We start from the raw sequence: 21609 nt of genomic DNA, 5'->3' as shown, positions 1-21609 counted from the left end.
GTAACCTTAGATCAATAAAACGATTACATAGGAGGTTACCTTTATGTCAAAGGGAAAGAAAAGAATCGCTTTAGGAGGATTTTTTCAAGAACTAGGAAAAACATTTATGCTACCAGTTGCTTTAATGGCATTTATGGGGTTGTTATTAGGGCTTGGAAGTTCTTTTTCTAGTCCAACCACTATTGATGCATTTCCATTTTTAGGAAATAGCATTCTCCAAGTGGTTTTTAAATACATGTCGGCCATCGGCGGTTTTGCTTTTAATAACTTAGCGGTAATGTTTGCGATGGCGATTCCTCTGGGACTTGCCAAAAAGGAAAAGGGAGTTGCTGCATTTTCCGGGTTCGTTGGTTACATGGTAATGAATTTAGCAATTAATTTTTATTTAGGTTTAACTAACCAACTTGCCGACGCAGACGCAATGCAAAAGGCGGGGCAATCGCTAGTTTTAGGTGTTCAAACCATCGAAATGGGCGTGCTGGGCGGAATTATAACCGGAATAATTGTGTATAACTTGAATAAAAAATATTGCACGATTCAATTGCCGGATAGTTTCGCTTTCTTTGGCGGTGCGCGTTTCGTACCGATCATTACGTCGTTAGTGATGGCCGTCGTGGGGATCATTTTGCCAATTATCTGGCCGGTATTCGCCTTTTTAATTAACGGAGTAGGGGCCTTGATTCACGGTGCCGGACCATTTGGACCAATGTTGTTCTTCTCGGGTGAACGATTGCTGTTACCATTTGGACTACATCACATTCTCGTTGCCACCATCCGGTTTACCCAAGCAGGTGGCACCATGTTGATCGATGGTCACCAAGTTTCGGGGGCCCTCAACATTTTCTACTCGGAATTACAAAATCATTTGCCAATTTCGCATAGTGCGACCCAATTTTTATCTCAAGGAAAGATGCCGACCTTTATGTTTGGGCTCCCTGGCGCAGCCTTAGCGATGTACCATACTGCCAAACCTGAAAATCGGGCCAAAATTAAGGGGCTATTAATTTCCGGGTTCATTGCGACCTTTATTACTGGAATTACGGAACCAATTGAATTTTTGTTCCTCTTCATCAGTCCGTTCCTCTGGCTTTTCCACGTCTTTATGACTGGATTTGGAGCCTTAGTGGTTAGCTTGTTAGGGGTTAACATTGGTAATACTGACGGTGGAGTCCTCGACTTCTTGATTTTTGGGGTTATGCAAGGCACCCAAACTAAGTGGTACTTAATTCCAATTGTGGGGATCTTTTGGTTTTTGGCATACTATTTCACTTTCAAGAAATTTATCCTCTGGCGCGATTTAAAAACGCCGGGTCGGGAAGTTGCTACGGAACCAGAATATACGGATGCTGAAATTCGGACGAGTGGTAACGCTGGTGGATACGACATTCCGGGAATTCTCAAAGCGCTTGGTGGAAAAAGCAATATTGTCACCTTGGATAACTGCATCACCCGTTTGAGATTGATTGTTAAGGACGGCTCAATCATCAATGACGAGGAACTTCAAAAATTAGGAGCTTTAGGAGTAGTTCATTTAGATGATACAAGTGTCCAAGTAATCATTGGAACTAAGGTTACTACCGTACGTAACGGATTAGACGCCCTTTTAGAAGGTGGCGAACCCGAAGCTAAAAAGTTCCAAATTGGAGCGCCATTAGCTGGCAAAGCGGTGCCATTAACGGAAGTTCCGGATGCGGTTTTTTCAACCGGCATGATTGGGCAGGGTGCGGCAATCCAGCCTACTGACGGCCAAGTGGTTGCCCCAGTAGACGGGGTGGTCACGACGGTCTTTCCTACTAAACACGCAATTGGAATTAAAGCAACTAACGGAATGGAAATTTTAATTCATTTGGGAATTGATACCGTCAAACTAGACGGAAAGCCGTTTGAGACCAAGGTTGCCGTTGACGAACAGGTTAAGGCCGGTGATCTATTAGCTACGGCAGACTGGCAAATGGTAGCGGATGCGGGGCTAGCTACGGTTACGCCAGTGGTGGTTACTAATTTTGCTGAGTACACTAACGTCGGGATGATTGCTAAGGGAATGGTAGAGAAAAACACGCCAATCATTGAGGTTGAAAGTGCCTAAGTTGTAAAAGCAGAGATTGAAAAGAGAAGGTCGTGAAATTTTGATAAATTTTGATGAAGTGATTAATCGAAAAGGTACTTATTGCACGCAATGGGATTATGTGCAGGACCGATTTGGCAAGGCAGACTTATTGCCGTTTACCATTTCAGATACCGACTTTGCGGTGCCACCTAGCGTAAATGAGGCGATTCAAAAGAGGATTCAACACCCAATTTATGGTTACACCCGGTGGAACCACGCTGATTTTAAGCAAGCCACGCAGCATTGGTTTCAAAAGCGCTTTGGATTGCGGGTGAACGGCGAGTGGATTGTGTACAGCCCGTCGGTAATCTATTCAATTTCCCAACTATTACAAATAAAGTCAAAACCAGGTGAGGGAGTGGTAATGCAAACTCCTGCCTACGATGCCTTTTTTAAGACTATTCGTGCTAACCAACGAAAATTAGTTGAGAATCCGTTGCGGTATCAAAATGGGCAGTACACGATTGATTTTGCGGATTTGGAAGAAAAGCTAGCCGATCCTAATAATCAAATTATGTTGCTCTGTTCGCCACATAATCCCACTGGTCGCGTCTGGACCACGACAGAATTACAAAAAATGGTTCAACTATGCGAAAAGTACCACGTTTTTATCATCGCGGATGAAATTCACATGGACGTCGTGCGAAAAAATGTGCGTCACCAAAATATTCTAAAGTATGTGGAGCAAAACGCCGCGTTACTTACTTCGGGAACTAAAACTTTTAACTTTCCAGGATTGATTTTTTCATATTTGTTAATCCCAGATCCAGAATTAAGAACCCAGTTTAACTACGCCTTAAAGAATAAGGACGGCCTGTCTTCATGTAGTATTTTAGGAATGGAAGCTACGATGGCTGCGTACAAAAATGGATCAGCGTGGGTGGACGAGTTAAATGAGTACGTGGAAGCTAACGTGGAACTGGTTCGTACGTATTTAAAACAGCACTTGCCCCAAGTTAAGCTGGTAGAATCGGAAGCAACGTATCTGTTGTGGTTAGACGTAACCGACCTGCCGCTTTCCATGGAAACTATTCAAAAGTATTGTGTAGAAGTAGGAAAGGTTGCCATTATGGGTGGTGGCATTTATGGCGGAAATGGTAAGCAGTTTTTACGGCTTAACGTCGGATGCCCGAAGACGAAGGTTCAAGATGGCTTGGAACGCTTGCAACAAAGCATTACTGCGGCCCTCCAATAAAAAAATAATCCCCCGGACCAACCGGCAATTTGCCAACGGTTCGGGGGATTATTTTATTCAGTAATATCACCAAAGGTACCATGAACCAAGTCAGCGAGGTCCGTAGCTTTTAACTGAACGGAACGGCCAATTTTACCCGAAGAAACGATAATAGTTCCTTGTTCCTTAGCGATTTCTGAAATGTAAATTGGGAATCCCTTGGTTTCGTAAATGCCAATCGGGGTGTTGGCGCCGTGTTCGTACCCAGTCGTTGCTACCAAGTTCTTTAGCGGAATCATCCCGACTTTTTTATTTCCGGATAGCTTCGCTAATTTTTTATAGCTAAGGTGTTCGTCCACGGGAATTACCCCAACCAGCGGACCGGTTTGGCTGCCGGTTAAAGCGAGGGTTTTATAAATGACGTGGTCGTCGATTCCGATGTGGTCGACGTTGAGTTGCTTAACGTCCCCATCTTGGTACGTTGGAAAAACGAATTGTTGGTACTCAATTTTATGCTTATCTAAAATTTGTTCTACTAAGGTTTTGGAAAGTTTTCCTTTTTTCTTTTTCTTCGACATAATCTATCACCCAGCAATGTATTTTAGCACATTGAGCGAATCCCTCACAAAATGAAAGTGGTAAGTTTGCTATAATGATATAGCAACTAATCTACAGGAGATAATTTAATGAAAGATCTGATTTACCGAAAAATCATCCATGATTTGAAAAAACGTATCTTTAATAATGAATTTCCGTCAATGCGTTTGCCGGACGAACGCTCTCTAACGGCAGAATATAACGTTAGCCGCAGTTCCGTAAAACGGGCGCTTAGCTCGATGGCGCAAGAGGGGATTGTGTTTAAAAAACGGGGATCGGGAACCTTTATCAACCCGCTGTACTTAAAGAGCCAGTCATCGTTTAATTACGAAGGTTCCAACATCGGAATTACCGACAGTTTGAAATCCAACGGAAAAAAGCAGGGGATTAAGGTGCTAGATTTTTCCGTGATTCCAGCCACCAAAAGCATGAAGACCGACCTGTTCTTAAATGACGGGGATTTTGTCTATAAAATTCGGCGCCTGCGCTTATTAGATGAGGAGCCGATCATGATTGAAACGGGCTACATCCCCATTAAAATCGCGCCAGAATTATCCAAGGCCATTGTGGAAAAATCAATTTTTAATTACTTGGAAGACGCGAAGGGACAACAAGTAACCCGTTCATATATGTCGATTCAAGTAGCTCCTTCTAACCAAGAGGACCAAGAATTACTAGGATTAACTGCTAACGAACCGGTCGGCATTATGTCCGGAATTTTTTTCATGGATGACGGAACCCCCTTTGAAATTTCAAATATGCGAATTCATTACCGGCATATGAATTACAGCACGTTTGTATCAGTAGATTAGGTTTAATTTTTAAAAATAAATAACGGTAAATTACCATTTTTAACCGAGTATGCAGCACAAAGGAGGTTTTTAGAACCTCCACAATCGTTGTAACGGCGCTGTTTGTACGCGGCTATTTTTATTTTTAAAAAATTGGACCGTATCAATTTATAAAATGATTGACCTTTTTCGAGAAAGCGGTTATACTTATCTCGTAAATTAATTAATCAGTTTTTCGCTCACGAAAGGAAGATTACGATGACAGACTATTCATCTAAAGCTTACTTTGACAAACTTGAAAAGTTTTGGCGCGCAGCTAACTACCTCTCAGTTGGTCAATTGTATTTAAAAGACAACCCATTATTGAAGCGTGACGTTAAGGCCTCCGACGTTAAGGTTCACCCAATCGGACACTGGGGAACGATTCCTGGTCAAAACTACATTTACGCTCACTTGAACCGGGTTATTAACAAGTACGGCGTTAACATGTTCTATATTGAAGGACCAGGTCATGGTGGACAAGTAATGGTTTCTACTTCATACCTTGACGGTTCTTACACCGAAGCTTACCCAGCAATTACCCAAGACGAAGAAGGAATGAAGAAACTCTTCAAACAATTCTCTTGGCCAGGTGGGGTTGCTTCTCATGCCGCTCCTGTAACACCAGGTTCAATCCACGAAGGTGGCGAACTTGGTTACTCACTTTCTCACGGTGTGGGTGCTATTTTAGATAACCCAGACCAAATTGCTGCAGTAGTAATTGGTGATGGGGAAGCTGAAACTGGTCCTTTGGCAACATCATGGAACCACAACCGTTTCATCAACCCAATTACTGACGGTGCGGTATTGCCAATCTTGGACATCAACGGTTACAAGTTGAGTAACCCAACCCTTACTTCCCGGATGACGGACGAAGAATTAGCTGAATTCTTCCACAGTCAACATTGGGACCCATACTTCGTTGAAGGCGACGATTCCGAAGCAATGGATCCTAAGATGGCTGAAGTAATGGACAAGGCAATCGAAAAGATCCAAGAAATTCAAAAGAATGCTCGTGAAAACCATGACGAATCATTGCCATACTGGCCAGTAATCGTCTTCCGTTCACCAAAGGGCTGGACTGGTCCAAAGACTTGGGACGGTAAGGTTATCGAAGGTACTTTCCGTGCTCACCAAATTCCAATTCCTGTTGACCAAAACAACATGGAACACGTTGATGCACTAGTTGACTGGATGAAGTCATACAAACCAGAAGAATTGTTTGACGAAGATGGTCACATCGACCAAGACATCCTTGACTTCGTGCCAAAGGGTGACAAGCGGATGGCTGCTAACCCAATCACTAATGGCGGGGTTCACCCAACTGACTTGAACTTGCCTGACTTCCGTCAATACGCGGTTGACACAAGCAAGCGTGGTCTCAACATGAAGCAAGATATGTTGGTATGGTCCGACTACTTGCGTGACGTGGTTACTAAGAATCCAAAGAACTTCAGAATGTTTGGTCCTGACGAAACGATGTCAAACCGTCTCTATGGCCTATTTGAAGTAACTAACCGTCAATGGATGGATTCAGTCAAGAAGGACTGGGATGAAGCAGTTGCTCCAGAAGGTCGCATTCTTGATGCACAACTTTCCGAACACTCTGCAGAAGGCTGGCTTGAAGCATACACCTTAACTGGTCGTCACGGAATCTTCACTAGTTATGAAGCATTCCTTCGGGTAGTTGACTCAATGCTTACCCAACACTTCAAGTGGTTACGGAAGGCTTCTGAATTAGACTGGCGTCGTGATTACCCATCATTGAACATTGTTTCAACTTCAACAAGTTTCCAACAAGATCATAATGGTTACACTCACCAAGACCCAGGTATCTTAACTCACTTAGCTGAAAAGAAACCAGAATTCATTCGCGAATACTTGCCAGCTGACGCAAACTCATTGTTAGCAATCAGCCCATTAGTAATGAATGATCGTGGTAAAGTTAACTTGATCATTGCATCTAAGCAACCACGTCCACAATTCTACTCAATGGCTGAAGCAGAAATGCTTGCTAACAACGGTTTGGGAATCATCGACTGGGCAAGCACCACGAATGGTGAAGAACCAGACGTAGTTATCGCTGCTGCTGGTACTGAACCAAACATGGAAAGCTTGGCTGCAATTAACATCTTGCACGACCGTTTCCCAGAATTGAAGATTCGCTTTATCAACGTTATTGACCTATTGAAGTTACAAAGTCCAAAGGTTAACCCTAACGGCTTGAGCGACGAAGAATTCGACCGCTACTTCACTAAGGACAAACCAGTAATCTTCGCCTTCCATGGTTTCGAAGACTTGATTCGTTCAATCTTCTTTGACCGTCACAACCATAACTTACACGTTCATGGTTACCGTGAAGAAGGGGACATTACTACTCCATTTGATATGCGAGTGCTTAACGAACTTGACCGCTTCCACTTGGCTCAAGACGTAATCAACTCAATTCCAGAATTTAACGAAAAGGGTGCAGACTTTGCCCAAGAAATGGACAATATCCTTGCTCGCCATCACGAATACATTCGTGACCATGGTGACGACCTTCCAGAAGTTAAAGACTGGGTATGGAAAGACGTTAAATAATTAAAGCTTAAAGATTAAACAATAAAAGCTGAAAGCAAAGGCCCTTACGGGCGGCTGCTTTCAGCTTTTTTGCGTTGTAGTAATAATGGAAGTAACTATTGCAAACAAGAGCTTAGAGAAGTTAATCCACGTGTAAATCTACAGAGTCAAATAATTGTGCAATTTGTTCAGGAGTGGTTCGCTTCATGGAAAGCGGTGGAAGCTGGTCTTTATCAAACCATTGCATCGCAACCGTTTCACTGTTCTTAACGAATTCACCACTTTCCACTGTACAAGCGAAAATAAATTTATAATACTGAAAAGTTTGCGGGACGTCTTTTCTTAGGGAGGTGTCATAGACAGCGCGAAGGGTAGCCGTGTTTACGGTCAGCCCAGTTTCTTCGTGCACTTCTTTAATGACGTTTTCTTTTAGGGTCCAGCCAATTTCTGCAAAACCGCCGGGGAGAGCCCATTCACCGTGGGAGTTTTCCACGAGCAATACCTGATTTTTTTGGCGAATAAAGGCTCGCACGTCCACTTTGGGAGTTGGATATCCCGCCTCGTCCTTAAAGAGTTCTGCCACGGTGGTTACTTGCACATTTCCAAGCTCACTCAAACGTTGCATCGCAAGCTGACGGAGATCTTGATAACGTTCGATATCAAAGCGATCGCTTGCATAAGCTAATCCAGCTTCGCTAATTGCTAATATTCGATGAATGAAAAAAAGTTCTTCCAAAATAGATGCCACCTTTACTTACAAATTAATCTCCAACATCAAAAGCTGGCTCAGCCAACGAAATTCCAAAGTAATCGGGTACCGGTGCAGTTACCGTTTGCCAGCTTTGGCTAAAGGGCAAGGGAAATTTGACTTGCCAAGAGTGCAGCCGCATGGGAGCTCCGTCAGCAAGTGAATTATACAAAGGGTCTCCCACGATAGGATGCCCTAAGGCTGCAAGGTGAACCCGAATTTGGTGGGTACGGCCGGTTGCTAACTGAACGAGTAGTAGGCTCCGTTCAGCAAATTCACGAACCACTTGGTAGTGAGTAGTGGCCGGTTGCGCTTCCGGACCGTTGATTTGTCGTTTACGCTGGTCGTGAGGGTCAAGTCCAATGGGAAGCGTGATGGTTCCGCTACGGCTTTTCAAGTGACCTTCTACCATGCACAAGTACGTCCGTTGAATTAATTTTTGACTGATTTGCCGACTAAGCACTGGGACAACAACCGGATTTTTGGCTACCAAAAGGGCACCACTGGTCCATTGATCTAAACGATGAACGTTATATGCGTTGGCATCTTTCTTGGCAAAGTACGCCTGCAAGAAGTTAATCATGCTTCCCAACTCGTGTGGTTGGTTAGCGTGCGTTTTAATCCCCGCGGGTTTATTAACCACAAGAAGGTCGTCATTTTCAAACAAAACGTCAGGACTTTGGGAAGAATCCGGGTCAAATGGCGGAAGCGGGGTAGCAAAGTCGCTTTCTTTGAAGGTTAACGAAATCAAGTCTCCGCTACGGACAACGGTGCTAACCGGTTGGTACCGCTGGTTTACCAAAACTCGGCGTTCCGTGCGTAAAAAATGGACGACCTTCCGAGAAAGCCACCAAGTTTTTTGCAGTAGTTCTCGTAAAGTTTGGGGAGGGTAAGATTGGTCTAGTTTAATATGGTACGTCCAGGTCATAAGCACTCCTTTTGCCATAAAAAAACGATCCATAAAATTATGGACCGCTTTTTTACATACTTAATTATTTTTTGGCCTTCTTTTCAGGTTTAACTACTAACACGTCACAAACCGCGTTCCGACTTACGTAAGTAGCAACTGAACCAACCATTAAGCGTTCTAGCGCGTTTAAACCAGTAGAACCAATCATAATCAATTCGTTTTTGTGATCCTTTGGAAATTCACGAGCAATTACCGGCTTAGGATTACCAAAGCGGATATGAATGCTAACGTCGGTAACCCCAGCATCTTCAGCTCTTTTCTTTAGTTCTTCTAAGCGATGTTGGACGTCTTCAGAAAGCTTGTAGATTACATCTCCACTAACCGCTCCACCATAGGTGTCACTAAATTGGTTAACTTCTAAGACATTTAGGATATCTAGATGAGTGTTATTCCGTTTAGCAACTTCAATTGCCCGGTCCACGACAACCTCTGTCATTTTTGAACCGTCAACAGGTGCCAAGATATTTTTGTATTGTTGTAGCATGTTCCCACCATCCAATCATCATTTCTTATACTAATAATATCATTTTCAAAATGAATTGTAAGCCTTTTTACCTTTAAATTCTGGATATTTTCGCTTTATCAGAGGCTAAAAAATAAAAAATGAAATCGGTTTATTATAACGCCCGAAACAGTGGTATATTGGTATGGTAAACGGGCAACGGGGAATGGTTCCCCATGTTAATTTAAATTAGGAGCGATACATAATGTTATTGGGTAGTATTGAAGCCGGCGGTACCAAATTTGTGTGTGCCGTGGGAAACGAAAATTATCAAGTACAGGATCAAACGCAATTTCCAACGACTACTCCGGAGGAAACCTTACAACGAACGGTCGGTTACTTTAAAAAATTTGACATTGCGGCGTTAAGCATTGCGTCGTTTGGACCAATTGAAATTCGGCACAGTTCGCCAAAGTATGGCTATGTAACCACTACGCCAAAGCCAGGTTGGGCGGATACGGATTTTGTAGGGTACATTAAAAAGGAATTTGATATTCCGATTTTTTGGACTACCGACGTCAATGGTTCGGCGTACGGGGAATACGTAATGGCCACTCTCGCTAACGAAAAAATCAATTCGTTAACGTATTATACAATTGGTACCGGTGTGGGTGCGGGAGCAATCGTGAACGGCCACTTGATCGGGGGAATCGGTCATCCTGAAATGGGCCACGTTTTAGTAAAGCGGCACCCTGACGATCTAGATTTTAAGGGTGTTTGCCCGTACCATGGGGACTGTTTAGAAGGATTGGTTGCTGGGCCAACGTTTGAGGCTCGCTTAGGCGTTAAGGGCGCAGAAGTTCCGCATTCAGATCCCGTCTGGGACATTATGGCTTACTATACGGCACAAGCTGCTATTCAAACGACCCTTACGCTACGTCCGGGAAAGATCGTTTTTGGTGGCGGGGTAACCAACCCGGATTTCTTGGAGAAGGTTCGCAAATCATTTAAAGAACTCTTGAACGGCTACGTACAAGTTCCGGATCTTGATAAGTACCTCGTGATGCCGGAAGTTGCCAATAATGGTTCAGCCACCCTGGGTAACTTTGCGTTAGCTGAAAAATTATTAGAAGTTTAATAAGCTTTTTTGCTAGGGACAGACTGATCAAATTGGTTTTACGACTTAAACAACGCATCGTAACGACTTGAAATAAAAATAGTCGCTTAGCTACCGCTTGATTGTGCAGTAGCTAGGCGACTATTATTTTTTAGTACTGAGTGTGGGATATCGTTCAAAAAATTCCTATAGCAGCGGTAAAATCACGTTGGTCCATAACCAAGAAATTGGCATGATAACGATCATAATCGGGATCATGTCGGCAGTTGGGAACATCTTGACTTGGATAATTCGGAAACCGCTCGCTAACATTAAAACTCCGCCTCCAGCTTTAAAGTCCAGAATCATATCTGGGGTGGTGAGGGGGAAAATCACGTGAGCAGCGAGGAATAGGGCGGTTAGAATGATTAAAAGCGGGACCGCAATTAAGGAAACCACGTATCCTAAATTGGCCGCAAAAATCAATGCCGTAAAGAAATCCAAAATTGCTTTGGAAATTAAAATCGACGGATCACCACTCATTCCTTCAATCAAAGAACCGTAAATACCGGTTCCGCTCGCACAGAAAAGGACGATTACTGTAACTAAATTAGCGTCGTAAGTGATCTTGTCCAAACTACCGTTACCCGTTTTATTGGAGGGGAGCAAGCGTGAAATGAGACGTTGCATATTTTCTGCACCCCGGTTAATTAACACGCCGAGTCGGAATAGGAGACCCAATCCAGTTCCGATGATTACCGCGAAAATTACCGCGGCTAAGTTTTTCATGGGGGCAATTGCGTAAATTCCCATGGTCATGGAACAAATCCCAAAGGCCATGTTTAGACCTTCTTTGAACCGTTCGGACATCGCGCCGCCACTTAAGGCCCCAATGATTCCCCCAAAGAAAATTGCTGAAACGTTAACTATGATTCCAATTGGCAAATTAAATCCTCCCTCTTTTTTTACTCACAAAAGATTAGTTTAGTCATTGACTCGGAAAAGCGCAATTCCTTTTTATGTGCTAAAATATTCCAAATAGGAATAGGTCGGGAGAAAGCAATGGATACAAAAAAATTAACGACGTTGGTTGACTTGGCAGAAACCCAAAGTTACAGCGAGACTGCGGAAAGGTTATTTTTGTCGCAATCGACCGTGTCAAAACACATTATGGCTTTAGAAAAGGAATGGGACGTTAAGCTTTTTTCGCGCGCTCACCGGCAAGTACAGTTAACCGCGGCAGGACAAAAGATTTTGCCCGCGGTTCAACAATTATTGCGGCAGGAAAAAGAATTACAAACCACGGTGGCAATCGCAAACGCCAACCACGCCCAGACGCTAGTTATTCACGGAATTGCTTCCATTGCTCAGTACCAAGCTTTTAACATCATTACTAAATTTACTAGCCAGTATCCGAACGTAAAGCTGAAGTTCAGTGAAGCCGAGGTGCCGGACCTAAATGAGGATTTAAAACGGCAGGACGTTGACGTGATTTTTACTCGAATTTACGAGGATCACGATCCGCGTTATGACACAATCGTTAACGAAACGGACCATTACGTGGTGTTGGTGCCGAAGAATAGTCCATTGGCGCAAGCTAAACAACTAAGCATTGAGATGATCAAGGACCAACAACTCCTTTTACTCCGGAACACAATTACCGTTGCGAACCCCTTAAACGAAGTTTTGAAACGTTCGTTAGTTACTCCGCGGATTGTTTATGAAGGACAGCGAATTGATTTGATTTTAGAAATGTTAAACCAAGGGATGGGCGTTTCGGTAGTGATGAACAAGTCGTTTGATTTGACGGGATTTGATAACGTCAAGGCCGTACCACTGGTTCCTGAAATCTGTAGTCGCCTAGTCTTCTTAAAAAGAAGGGACCGGACTGCACCAGTGGTTAATCTGTTTTGGGACTTTGCAAAACGGGAAATTGAGCAAGCAAAAGAATAGCAGGTAAAAAATAACCCTCACAGCAAGGTGTCCACCTAGTTGTGAGGGTTGTTTAATTTAAGAAGCTCCGGGTTATTTCCACCATAGTTTGATTAAAGCTTGGGTACCGTCGTCGCCAAGACCTTGAGCATTAACTAAATTGTCGTAAAGCTGGGTGGCTAAGCGAGTGGCTGGCAAATCAATGTGCATTCGCTTAGCTTCAGTTAAGGTGATGTTGAGGTCCTTTAAAAAGTGTTTAGCAAAGAATCCCGGCGTGTAATCATCTTTCAGAATCCGCGGTACGTAATTATCCAGGCTCCAGTTATTGGCGCTTCCGTGGGAAACGGTATCTAAGACTTTTTGTAAATCTAAATTAGCGGCCTTCGCGTAAACCAGCATTTCAGTTAAGCCGGTCATCGTGCCGGCAATCATGATTTGGTTAGCCATCTTAGCGTGTTGTCCGGTACCAAAGTCCCCAAAGTAATTCGCCGCTTGTGAAATTTCGGGGAAGAGGGGTTCCATTTTTTTAAACGCCTCCTGGTGCCCGCCAGCCATGACGGTTAAGGTAGCGTTTTTAGCACCAATGTCACCACCAGAAACGGGAGCATCGAGTGCCAACGCCCCGATTTCTTCAGCCCGGTGACCAATTTCTTCAGCGAGGGTTGGTGAACTGGTGGTCATATCAACAACTAACTGGTCAGCTTTCAACGTTGTAAAAATACCGTTTTCCCCAAAGTAAATTTCCTTAACGTCTTGCGGGAAACCAACCATGGTAATGATGATGGGTGCTTGGGTGGTCAACTGAGCGGGCGAGTCAACCCAAATCGCCCCGTGGTCAATTACTTCTTGGGCGTGGGCCTTAGTCCGGTTGTAGACAAATACCTGATGATGGTGCTTTAACAAATTATTAATAATTCCCGTACCCATTACTCCAGTACCGATAAATCCAATTTTCATGTGAACTTCCTCCTGTCTTAAATCAAGCGCATTAAATCAGCGCAATGGGAAAACAATGTATGTATGTAAAAAAAGAGTTATGAATGTTAAACTTTTATTTAGAAACTTAACTAGTGAGGGATAAAATGAAAATTCTAGCCAACGACGTGATTCAAACCTTAAAAGCGGGCGACTTTGCCAGTCAAACGTTTAAAATCGGAAAAGCAACGCTTAAAAAAGCTGACGGGACCGGCGCAGATGAGGCGTTTAACTACTTAAAAACGGCGGTTAACCAGCACGGAATTGCCGAAGCGGTCATCAACGTTAACAAAGACGTGGTGATTAAGTTACAATCAAACGTAATTAACCTACCGCTATTATACCCCGCAGCCGTCGAAAAATTAACCGAGGCTGACCAAGAATACGATTTGAACGTATATGCAGTCATCGAAGCTGAGAAGATTAATTCTTCACATTTACGAATTGATCAAATTGGAACGGCGGATGATCTGCTAAATGACAACCCGGACTTACGTTTAAATTTTCGGGACTGGGTTAAAGAACAGTTTGAACGCTTAGATCAACCAGCTGCAAAATCGACTACCGAATAGCAGGAGGGAGATTATGAAAAGAAGATTTGAATTGATTATTGGTTTGGCAATCGTCTTATTTGTGGGGGCGGTTTTTACTAGTGCACGAGCATACCAAAAACAAGTTCGTCACGATGCTAAAGTTGAACTACAAAAATCAGCTAAGCAAAAGGCTTTACCCAAAAGTTCGGCCAAGGATACCGGACTAGCTGGGGATGAAGCCCCCACGGCAGAAACGGCGAAAGCTTCTACCAAGACGAAAATGAACCCCGTAAATTGGAAAAAGTCCTCGCAAAAAAATGAATACCCTGATTTAGATAAGCATCCCCAGGCTTACTTGAAGGTTTCCATTGCCAAGCAACGGGTTTACGTGATGGACGGAAAAAAGGTCTTATACACCATGTATGCATCCACCGGATCCAAGGATAGTCCGACACCAACCGGAACTTTCCACATCCAAAAAGAACGGGGCGACTTCTTCTATAACGCGGCTTCTAAGGAAGGGGCTAAGTACTGGGTATCGTTTAAGGATCACGGGATTTACCTTTTCCACACCGTTCCTACAGATAAGAACGGTAAATTTATCCCTAAAGAAGCGCAACAACTGGGTAAGGAAGCCCAATCACATGGCTGTGTAAGGTTATCGGTTCCAGATGCAAAATGGATTTATAAGAACGTTCCGGAGGGTATGAAAGTTGAAATACATTAAGATGATTCAAGAATGGCTACACCGGCCCCGACATTTTATTGTAGAAGTAGGGTGGGGCCTAGGACTTTTGTTAGGACTGCTGTTAGTGGTGAAAATCATTGGTCGTTTAGTTTTGCACACTACCTTCATTGGCTTTGGTACCATCCTTGGCGTGATGGTACTTTACCTAGTAATTATTTTTGGCTTACGTGCTTTAGAAATTAAATTACGCAAATAAAAAAGACGGGTTCCCGGAACCACCTGAGTAATTGTTAGGTGGCATCGGTTTGAACCCGTCCTTTTATTTTGCGCCAAACTAATTCGATCATGAACGGAACGAAAATTAGCATTAGGAAAATTAAGGTGAAGTATTGGCGAACAAAAGCGGTGCGGCCGAAGAAGTAGCCGGCAAAGCAGCAAGTCAATACCCACAGTAACACGCCAGCAAAGTTGAGCTTATTGAAACGGCGCCAATCCATCTGGGTCGTTCCCGCAATAATGGGAACGAACAATCCCACGAAGGGGATGAACCGGGAAAAGACCAGCGATTTTTTAGTGTTCTTATCAAACAGCTTTTGGGTTTGATCTAACTGCGGAGAATCGCTGATTTTTTGAGCGATTTTATTTTTCGATTCCAAATTCACACCGTACCAATACTTAACCATGGCTCCGGTAGTTGCGGCAGCGATGAAAGTTAGCAGCAGTAGAAAAATATTTAAATGTGCTGGGGCCGTAGAAGCAATCGTTCCAGTTAAGAATAAAACGGATTGCCCTGGCAAAAAAGAGAAGAAAATAAAGGCAGTTTCCAAGAATATCCAGATAAACAAGATCAAGTAAACCCACTGATTTAATTGGGTTGTTAAGGGGGTTAGGTAGGATAACGGATGAACTAGAAATCCCCAAATTAAATTTAGCATCGTACACCTCCTTATCGTTTTTATGGTAGTCTCATGATAGAGTTTTTTGGGCGAGATTGCAATTTTTAGGTCCAAGCTGGTTGTTGTGCAACCATTTTTGTGATACATTAGTTACATGCGATGAGTCGAGATGGGTCAGGCAGCTTCGGCTGTTTCGCTGCGGCGACTAGTGACCATTTCACCGGCACACATTAACTACCGGATTTTGTAGGTGCGGGTCAATTTGGGTGTGTGAGCCACTCAACGACCAATTCAGCAATTTTGCTGATGACCGGTTTATAAAAGACCATGACGTAATTTCGGTTACGTCATGGTCTTTTTTTGTCCGCTTTTTTAGTTTATTTGATTAGGTATACTTGGTCATGAATTAAATCAAACGGCTGAAAATGTTGGTTTAATTTAGCAGCGGCTTCTGGTTCAACCAATTGAGCAATTTGCCAAAACTCGTTACTGTTGGTGGCGCCGTTTTGTTCGCCAATGCAGATTAATAGGGGCTGGTTAGGCAAACTGCGCAGTTTTTTCAAAACTTGGACATCAATGTCCAGCCCATCGGGAGCCCAAGCCATAATTACGTAATCAACTTGCGGGCCATACTTTTCGATGGCAGCGAGGGCATCCAAAGGCTCCACTTCGGTCACCAAATGTCGACCAGTTTCATTTTCGGATTGCCAAGCAAGCGAGTCTGTAGCAATTACGGGCTGGTCTTTCATCCGCAATCCGTGACTAATATAGCCGTTGCCAGCCATGATTTCTAGGGTGGGACGTCCGGCTAAATAGGCGGTTAGATCGTTAATTAACGGTGCGGAAATGTAAGCCCACATGCCGTATCGTTCTTCCAAGAAATCCCGGTACGAACGCAAAAGTTTATCTAACTTGGGTAGTTCGCGAGTTAATTTTTCCCAAAGCCGATCTCCCCGCGGATCACCTAACGGAAAGCGTTCTTTGAGGCGGTTAAAAATTTGTTCTTGAACGTCGTCGGGCAATTCTAAAAGCGGCAATTGCTGGGGCAATAGATTTTGTCGAATTAAACGCTCGCTTTCCAATACTTGGTTAATCAAAAAAACAATTGAACCATAATCTTTAAATAAATTGCGATAATTGGTTAATTGGCGAAGGTAACGATCAGACGATTGCGTTGTTTGCGCCTTTTTTAATTGTCGCCGAAGCTTTTTCAATTTTTTCGGGTTCATTACTTAGTCATCGTTCCTTTTCTGCCAATTTAAATCAAGCTCTTCTTGTTCCGTGGAAGAGTTAATTGGGCGTCGTTTCTTACCGTGGAAATAGCCGTTGATTAATTGAAAAACTTCGTAGCGGTCGTCACTACTCAACGTTTTATGATCAAAGCTTAATTGACGGCCAGATAGGAATAGTTTGCTTAAATCATAGGCGTTAAGCGCGGAGCGACCACACAGATAGTCCATGCTTACGTCGAAATATTCGGCTAATTTTTTCACTTCCAGATAGGATGGGGTGCGGATTCCCCGTTCCCAATTCCCAATTTGATTAGCGGTGTTTGGATTTTCATCCGGAAATAATTCATTTAATTCTTGAGCAAGCACCTCCAAAGTGATGTGCTTACCGTGGCGTAAAGCGCGCAAACGTTCTGGAAACATAGACCGTCCTCCTGTGAATAATATTCTAGACCTATTTTAATACAGTTCGAGGGTATGCGACAAATTAAAGTAAATGTCACAAGCAAATTGGGGCCAAATTCGGGATTAGCGTAATTTTCCGCCAAGGGCAGTAAAAAAACGCTATACTAAAAAGTTGGTTTAGGAGGAATACGATGAAAAAATTTTGGAAATGGCTTTTGGTGGTACTAGCGGTTTTGCTCGTGGTGGACTTAGGCGCGGGGATTTATTTTTTCCACGTTGCGGAAGTTCGCGGTACCAAAAGTTTTATTAAGAACGACGGAAAAATCACTAAAAACGATCCGTTGCGGACCCAAAAATTATGGTATCAACGGGTAAAAAAGGAAAAGTGGACGATGAAATCGGCGTCCGGTAACTTGAAGCTGGAAGCTTATTACATTCCAGCGGCCCATCCCACAAATAAAACGGTCATTTTAGCGCATGGTTTTCTACAAAATAAAGACGGTGAAGGCGCCCCGGCAGCCATGTTTCATGATTTAGGCTATAACGTACTGGCTCCGGATGACCGGGCTCACGGTAATAGCGAGGGGAAGCTAATTGGATACGGTTGGTTAGACCGGCGTGACTATATCAAATGGATGAACAAACTATTGCGTGAGAAGGGCGAACATCAAAAGCTGGTGATGTACGGGGTTAGCATGGGCGGTGCAACCACGATGATGATCAGTGGGGAGCCTGACGTTCCGCACCAGGTGAAGGCGTACATCGAGGATTGTGGTTATACGAGCGTGGAAGATGAAATTACTTACCAAGCCAAATCAATGTACCACCTCCCGAAGTGGCCACTGGTACCGACGGTTAGTTTAATTTCGAAGATTCGGGCGGGCTACAGTTATGGCGAAGCTAGTGCCATGAAGCAGTTGGCAAAAAATCATCAACCGATGATGTTCATTCACGGTGGAAAAGATGACTTTGTTCCTACCAAAATGATTGACCAGCTGTACGCTGCCACGAAGGGGCCTAAAGAAAAGTACGTGGTGAAGGACGCGGGGCACGCGAAGGCTATGCAAACGGACTATCAGCAATACCGCGACCGAGTTAAGAAATTTTTAGAAAAGAACGTTTAGCAGATTTTTCAACAAGGGATGTTGAAAACTGCGCACCCAGACAAAGTGTGAATAAATTTGTAAAAAGAAAAAAAGTCTTAAAAGAATCGTTTTAAACGACAATCCTTTTAAGACTTTTTTTACGCGTAAATGTAATCGTTTTGCATGTAAATCCATTCGTCGTTAGCTACCTGTTCATATAGCAGGTTAGCTAGCTCACGAGAAATATTTTGCTTACTTAATTGGTTTTGAATAAAATTGTATTCATTTTGAAACGCGCTAATGAAGAGTTCGTCTTGAATCCGGTTAGCCTGTTTATTATTCTGCAAACGGCGGTGACGTTCGCGGTAATAGCTTTCAATCCAATGAACTTCAGCTTGATTTTCTTTGGTAATTTGGTTGTGCAATTCTTCTAGGATCCGGGGGATGATTTTAGCTTCCACGTTCGCAATGTCATCCCGCGCAATTTTGATTTTGCGTTTAATGGCTTGATTATTAACGTGGACCGCCTTATGTCGGAGCCGGTGTTTCAAACGAATTAAGGAATACTTAATTCGGTATAAAATTTGGTAGAACAGCGATTGACGCAGCTGGTAGCTTTGGAAAAAGGTCATTCGTTCGTACAAAGTTTGCAACTTGGAGCTAATTTCGCCCTGGTCCACCATTTCTTGTAGCAGTTGTTCTTCTAAGCTGAAGCACTTTTGCAACAGTTTAAAAATGGTTCGTCTCTTTGGACGCTGGAACATCGATTCTTGGCTTTGCAAGGTTGCAATGACCGCTTGGGTTTCAATCGGATCTTCGTTAGCGTCCTTAACCTGTTGAATAGCGTAATTAATCATTTGCTGCCGGTATTTGCTAATGTCGTCGGCGCTATACGAAACTGTTTTTTTAGGTAAGACGAGCGGCAAAATAATGCTAGGCACGCATAGACTGAGGACAATTACCGTAGCGGCGATAAAAATTAGGTCGTTACGAAACGGAAAAGCGGCCTTTTTGAAGACCAAAGGGATTGAGAAGGCCATTGCTAGGGTAATCGTCCCGTGAATGCCATTAATGGCGATTAAGAAACGGTTGAGAAGTCGTTCTTGGGGACGAATCCGGATGCTAGCAAGTCGCAAGCTCACCCAAACGTAACGAATCACGATCATGGTGACGTACAGCACGATACCGATCAATACTAAATCCGTTAACGAGGCCACCTGACGACTGTTATTAACAATGTCGTAAATTACGGTAGGTAGCGAAACTCCTAAAAGGATAAAAACAAAACCATTTAATAGTTCGTTTAGATTTTCGGTAGTGGTCTTAGAAACGATTTGAATCTTAGTGGAAGTTAAGCGTAAAAATGGGGTTTGCGTACTTTGGACTAACCCGGCGGCAACCGCGGCTAAAATTCCTGAAGTACCACAAAGTTCGGCAGCTAAATAGATGGCGAAGGGCTTGATCAAGTTAATGGGGACGACAATGTTAGCGTCGTCAATATTAGATTCAATCAGTAAAAATTGAAGTCGCAGAAATGCCCAGCCAATTATCCAACCAATTATCAATCCGCCTAAGAATACGTATAAGTAGTCGAAAATGCTTATTAAAGGTGAAAAGTGCCCAGTTTGAAAAGCGGTGAGTGCTAAGTCAAAGGCCACGATTCCGCTAGCGTCGTTAAAAAGAGATTCATTTTTTAGGTTAAGCATTGCGTCCGGGGGGATTTCTAAGTTGTCGGTTACGGATGAAACGGCAACCGCATCAGTTGGGGTGATGATTGCTGCCAAAGCAAATGCTAGTGCGAGCGGGATGTGGGGAAGCATTAAGTAACTTAGGTAACCCACACCTAAGATGGTGGTTAAGGCTAAACCGACGGCTAACGAGAACGTGTTTCCGAGGGTTAGCTTTAATTTGTTAATATCGGTATTGGCACCGTCATGAAACATCAGCGGTGCAATGATTGCCAGCATGAATATTTCGGGTTCCAGAACAAAGTGATTAAAGTTTGGGACAAATGATAGCAGCAAACCCACTAAGATTTGCACAATTGCTCGAGGTAGGAACTTAATTCGAGAATCCAAAATGTTAGCAACAATAACTGCCAACATTAAAGTTAAAATGAAAAATAAAACGTTCAATACGGGTCCTCCTTTCTTTGTTTTATGTTAATTAGCGTAACAAAAAAACGCGGAAAAATCGATTTTCGCGTTTTTATTAATAGTAATTTAGTTATTTACTGAATAAGTTAGTTAAATATTCCATGAAACGTTGTAGATAACGGTCGGCGTCTACGTTAATTGCTACGTTGATGTTGGGTTCTGGATCGGTTAAACGAGCAGGATCACCAATGGTACGGCCCCACATGGCGTCAGTAGTATCTACAAACATGTTTAAGGCCAGCGTTTGAACTAGGCTAGGATCTAAGGCCACGCCGACTGCTAGCGGATCGTGGAGCGCACAGCCGCCTAAGTGCGGACTGGTAATTTTATAAACATCAATGTAGTAGTCAACGATGTCAGCAAATTTCTGTCCGGCGTTGGTGCCTAAATCACGCCATTGTTGGGTTTCTTTTTTAGTAAGCAACGTTCTTAGGGTAACGTCTAGGCCAACCATGGTAAGGTTCTTTTGACGAGTAAAGACTTCGTTAGCCGCGTGCGGATCTTGGTTGATGTTAGCTTCAGCCACTGGGGACACATTGCCTGGTACGGTGAGTGCGCCTCCCATTAGCGTTACCTTGCCAATCAAGTCCGTAATTTCCGGATCCTTCCGAATTGCGGCCGCGAGGTTAGTCAGTGGACCAGTAGGAACTAAGATTAAATCTGAGTTATATTGGTGGGCAGCTTCGATCAGGAAGTCGATCCCAGATTGTTCTTCTAATTTACGTTGCGGAGTAGGTAGGTCCACTTCGCCAATCCCATTTTTTCCGTGGATTTGTGCGCTAATTGGCATTACTTCAAAATGGTCGGTTGTTTGCGAATGTTCATCGCCCAAGAAAACGGGGATGTCGGTGTGCCCGAGCAATTCGAGAATTTTTAAGCTGTTAATTCCTGCATCGGGTGTTAGTACGTTACCATATGTGGAAATAATACCAATCAAATCGACGTCTGGAGCAGCTAACGCGTAGGCGATGGCCATTGCGTCGTCAATACCAGTATCAAGATCTAGAATCATTTTTTTACTTGCCAAAAGAACCCCTCCGTTAAATAAACGTTTATGTACTGTATTACAAATTAATCATACGAAACTCGTTGTTAAAAAACAATGCTTGGCTTTCTTTTTTGCTGAAGAAACTGTTAAGATATTTAGTAAACTAAAAAATTATTGTATTAAAGAGGATGCAGAA

General features: G+C 43.3%; 21 protein-coding genes. 10 read left to right on the top strand and 11 right to left on the bottom strand.

The window, feature by feature from the left end:
* Window positions 1–43 precede the first annotated feature (43 nt).
* Both malX and I6H64_RS07235 read left to right on the top strand, forming a co-directional pair.
* The gene (malX, locus tag I6H64_RS07240) at window positions 44–2086 is read left to right on the top strand and encodes a maltose/glucose-specific PTS transporter subunit IIBC (protein WP_056985045.1); all 2043 of its coding nucleotides are present in this window, start codon (window positions 44–46) and stop codon (window positions 2084–2086) included.
* A gap of 40 nt (window positions 2087–2126) precedes the next feature.
* Window positions 2127–3302: a MalY/PatB family protein gene (locus I6H64_RS07235; protein WP_036685211.1), complete on the top strand. Its 1176-nt coding sequence runs from the start codon at window positions 2127–2129 to the stop codon at window positions 3300–3302.
* Between the two features lie 53 nt (window positions 3303–3355).
* Here the strand turns inward: I6H64_RS07235 and ybaK are convergent, their stop codons facing one another.
* Complete coding sequence (ybaK, locus tag I6H64_RS07230) at window positions 3356–3859, bottom strand: Cys-tRNA(Pro) deacylase (protein ID WP_005919644.1); 504 nt, start codon at window positions 3857–3859, stop codon at window positions 3356–3358.
* Between the two features lie 108 nt (window positions 3860–3967).
* Here ybaK and I6H64_RS07225 point away from each other — a divergent pair, with 108 nt between their 5' ends.
* Both I6H64_RS07225 and I6H64_RS07220 read left to right on the top strand, forming a co-directional pair.
* The gene (locus I6H64_RS07225) at window positions 3968–4690 is read left to right on the top strand and encodes a GntR family transcriptional regulator (protein ID WP_002830056.1); all 723 of its coding nucleotides are present in this window, start codon (window positions 3968–3970) and stop codon (window positions 4688–4690) included.
* A 237-nt stretch (window positions 4691–4927) separates the two neighbouring features.
* The gene (locus I6H64_RS07220) at window positions 4928–7291 is read left to right on the top strand and encodes a phosphoketolase family protein (protein WP_002830055.1); all 2364 of its coding nucleotides are present in this window, start codon (window positions 4928–4930) and stop codon (window positions 7289–7291) included.
* 121 nt (window positions 7292–7412) lie between these two features.
* Here I6H64_RS07220 and I6H64_RS07215 read toward each other — a convergent pair whose 3' ends face one another.
* From I6H64_RS07215 to I6H64_RS07205, 3 genes are all read right to left on the bottom strand, one after another.
* Window positions 7413–8006: an NUDIX hydrolase N-terminal domain-containing protein gene (locus I6H64_RS07215; protein WP_036685208.1), complete on the bottom strand. Its 594-nt coding sequence runs from the start codon at window positions 8004–8006 to the stop codon at window positions 7413–7415.
* Window positions 8007–8031: 25 nt separating this feature from the next.
* Window positions 8032–8946: an RluA family pseudouridine synthase gene (locus I6H64_RS07210; protein ID WP_036685206.1), complete on the bottom strand. Its 915-nt coding sequence runs from the start codon at window positions 8944–8946 to the stop codon at window positions 8032–8034.
* Between the two features lie 64 nt (window positions 8947–9010).
* The gene (locus tag I6H64_RS07205; protein WP_002830051.1) at window positions 9011–9472 is read right to left on the bottom strand and encodes a universal stress protein; all 462 of its coding nucleotides are present in this window, start codon (window positions 9470–9472) and stop codon (window positions 9011–9013) included.
* 223 nt (window positions 9473–9695) lie between these two features.
* On the opposite strand from I6H64_RS07205, the gene scrK reads away from it, so the two are divergent.
* Window positions 9696–10568 carry a fructokinase ScrK gene (gene scrK / locus I6H64_RS07200; protein ID WP_008841195.1) on the top strand — a complete coding sequence of 291 codons (873 nt, stop codon included), beginning with the start codon at window positions 9696–9698 and terminating at the stop codon, window positions 10566–10568.
* A gap of 165 nt (window positions 10569–10733) precedes the next feature.
* Here scrK and I6H64_RS07195 read toward each other — a convergent pair whose 3' ends face one another.
* On the bottom strand, window positions 10734–11471 hold the full coding sequence (locus I6H64_RS07195) for a DUF554 domain-containing protein (protein WP_008841194.1): 738 nt from the start codon (window positions 11469–11471) through the stop codon (window positions 10734–10736).
* A 117-nt stretch (window positions 11472–11588) separates the two neighbouring features.
* On the opposite strand from I6H64_RS07195, the gene I6H64_RS07190 reads away from it, so the two are divergent.
* The gene (locus tag I6H64_RS07190) at window positions 11589–12479 is read left to right on the top strand and encodes a LysR family transcriptional regulator (protein ID WP_008841193.1); all 891 of its coding nucleotides are present in this window, start codon (window positions 11589–11591) and stop codon (window positions 12477–12479) included.
* A 72-nt stretch (window positions 12480–12551) separates the two neighbouring features.
* Here I6H64_RS07190 and I6H64_RS07185 read toward each other — a convergent pair whose 3' ends face one another.
* Entirely contained in the window at window positions 12552–13415 is an 864-nt protein-coding gene (locus tag I6H64_RS07185; protein WP_008841192.1) for an NAD(P)-dependent oxidoreductase, read from the bottom strand.
* A 125-nt stretch (window positions 13416–13540) separates the two neighbouring features.
* On the opposite strand from I6H64_RS07185, the gene I6H64_RS07180 reads away from it, so the two are divergent.
* The 3 genes from I6H64_RS07180 to I6H64_RS07170 are packed head-to-tail and all read left to right on the top strand — an operon-like array spanning window position 13541 to window position 14910.
* Window positions 13541–14005: a hypothetical protein gene (locus tag I6H64_RS07180; protein WP_002831057.1), complete on the top strand. Its 465-nt coding sequence runs from the start codon at window positions 13541–13543 to the stop codon at window positions 14003–14005.
* Window positions 14006–14018: 13 nt separating this feature from the next.
* Complete coding sequence (locus I6H64_RS07175) at window positions 14019–14693, top strand: L,D-transpeptidase (RefSeq protein ID WP_005919621.1); 675 nt, start codon at window positions 14019–14021, stop codon at window positions 14691–14693.
* Window positions 14680–14910 (top strand): hypothetical protein, encoded by a 231-nt coding sequence (locus I6H64_RS07170; protein ID WP_002831060.1) that lies wholly within the window; start codon window positions 14680–14682, stop codon window positions 14908–14910. The genes I6H64_RS07175 and I6H64_RS07170 overlap by 14 nt, the downstream gene beginning before the upstream one ends.
* A gap of 34 nt (window positions 14911–14944) precedes the next feature.
* Here I6H64_RS07170 and I6H64_RS07165 read toward each other — a convergent pair whose 3' ends face one another.
* The 3 genes from I6H64_RS07165 to I6H64_RS07155 form a co-directional block, all read right to left on the bottom strand.
* Complete coding sequence (locus I6H64_RS07165; protein ID WP_008841190.1) at window positions 14945–15589, bottom strand: DedA family protein; 645 nt, start codon at window positions 15587–15589, stop codon at window positions 14945–14947.
* Between the two features lie 338 nt (window positions 15590–15927).
* A complete protein-coding gene (locus I6H64_RS07160; RefSeq protein WP_008841189.1) occupies window positions 15928–16779 on the bottom strand; it encodes a hypothetical protein in 852 nt (283 codons plus the stop codon).
* A gap of 3 nt (window positions 16780–16782) precedes the next feature.
* A complete protein-coding gene (locus tag I6H64_RS07155; RefSeq protein ID WP_002830039.1) occupies window positions 16783–17202 on the bottom strand; it encodes a helix-turn-helix domain-containing protein in 420 nt (139 codons plus the stop codon).
* Between the two features lie 173 nt (window positions 17203–17375).
* On the opposite strand from I6H64_RS07155, the gene I6H64_RS07150 reads away from it, so the two are divergent.
* On the top strand, window positions 17376–18308 hold the full coding sequence (locus I6H64_RS07150) for an alpha/beta hydrolase (protein WP_008841188.1): 933 nt from the start codon (window positions 17376–17378) through the stop codon (window positions 18306–18308).
* 119 nt (window positions 18309–18427) lie between these two features.
* On the opposite strand, the gene I6H64_RS07145 is transcribed toward I6H64_RS07150, so the two are convergent.
* Together I6H64_RS07145 and I6H64_RS07140 are read right to left on the bottom strand one after the other, a co-directional pair.
* Window positions 18428–20404, bottom strand: coding sequence for a cation:proton antiporter (locus I6H64_RS07145; RefSeq protein WP_008841187.1), 1977 nt, complete (start codon window positions 20402–20404; stop codon window positions 18428–18430).
* Between the two features lie 91 nt (window positions 20405–20495).
* Complete coding sequence (locus I6H64_RS07140; RefSeq protein WP_036685203.1) at window positions 20496–21452, bottom strand: nucleoside hydrolase; 957 nt, start codon at window positions 21450–21452, stop codon at window positions 20496–20498.
* Window positions 21453–21609 lie beyond the last annotated feature (157 nt).

The organism is Pediococcus acidilactici (assembly GCF_016127815.1).
Taxonomy (GTDB): domain Bacteria; phylum Bacillota; class Bacilli; order Lactobacillales; family Lactobacillaceae; genus Pediococcus; species Pediococcus acidilactici.
This window is presented reverse-complemented; position numbering and strand designations above follow the sequence as displayed.

Coding starts and splice junctions, on each gene's coding strand:
- malX (WP_056985045.1), top strand. CDS start 44: ATGTCAAAGGGAAAGAAAAGAATCGCTTTAGGAGGATTTTTTCAAGAA.
- ybaK (WP_005919644.1), bottom strand. CDS start 3,859: ATGTCGAAGAAAAAGAAAAAAGGAAAACTTTCCAAAACCTTAGTAGAA.
- I6H64_RS07225 (WP_002830056.1), top strand. CDS start 3,968: ATGAAAGATCTGATTTACCGAAAAATCATCCATGATTTGAAAAAACGT.
- I6H64_RS07220 (WP_002830055.1), top strand. CDS start 4,928: ATGACAGACTATTCATCTAAAGCTTACTTTGACAAACTTGAAAAGTTT.
- I6H64_RS07210 (WP_036685206.1), bottom strand. CDS start 8,946: ATGACCTGGACGTACCATATTAAACTAGACCAATCTTACCCTCCCCAA.
- I6H64_RS07205 (WP_002830051.1), bottom strand. CDS start 9,472: ATGCTACAACAATACAAAAATATCTTGGCACCTGTTGACGGTTCAAAA.
- scrK (WP_008841195.1), top strand. CDS start 9,696: ATGTTATTGGGTAGTATTGAAGCCGGCGGTACCAAATTTGTGTGTGCC.
- I6H64_RS07190 (WP_008841193.1), top strand. CDS start 11,589: ATGGATACAAAAAAATTAACGACGTTGGTTGACTTGGCAGAAACCCAA.
- I6H64_RS07185 (WP_008841192.1), bottom strand. CDS start 13,415: ATGAAAATTGGATTTATCGGTACTGGAGTAATGGGTACGGGAATTATT.
- I6H64_RS07180 (WP_002831057.1), top strand. CDS start 13,541: ATGAAAATTCTAGCCAACGACGTGATTCAAACCTTAAAAGCGGGCGAC.
- I6H64_RS07175 (WP_005919621.1), top strand. CDS start 14,019: ATGAAAAGAAGATTTGAATTGATTATTGGTTTGGCAATCGTCTTATTT.
- I6H64_RS07165 (WP_008841190.1), bottom strand. CDS start 15,589: ATGCTAAATTTAATTTGGGGATTTCTAGTTCATCCGTTATCCTACCTA.
- I6H64_RS07160 (WP_008841189.1), bottom strand. CDS start 16,779: ATGAACCCGAAAAAATTGAAAAAGCTTCGGCGACAATTAAAAAAGGCG.
- I6H64_RS07155 (WP_002830039.1), bottom strand. CDS start 17,202: ATGTTTCCAGAACGTTTGCGCGCTTTACGCCACGGTAAGCACATCACT.
- I6H64_RS07150 (WP_008841188.1), top strand. CDS start 17,376: ATGAAAAAATTTTGGAAATGGCTTTTGGTGGTACTAGCGGTTTTGCTC.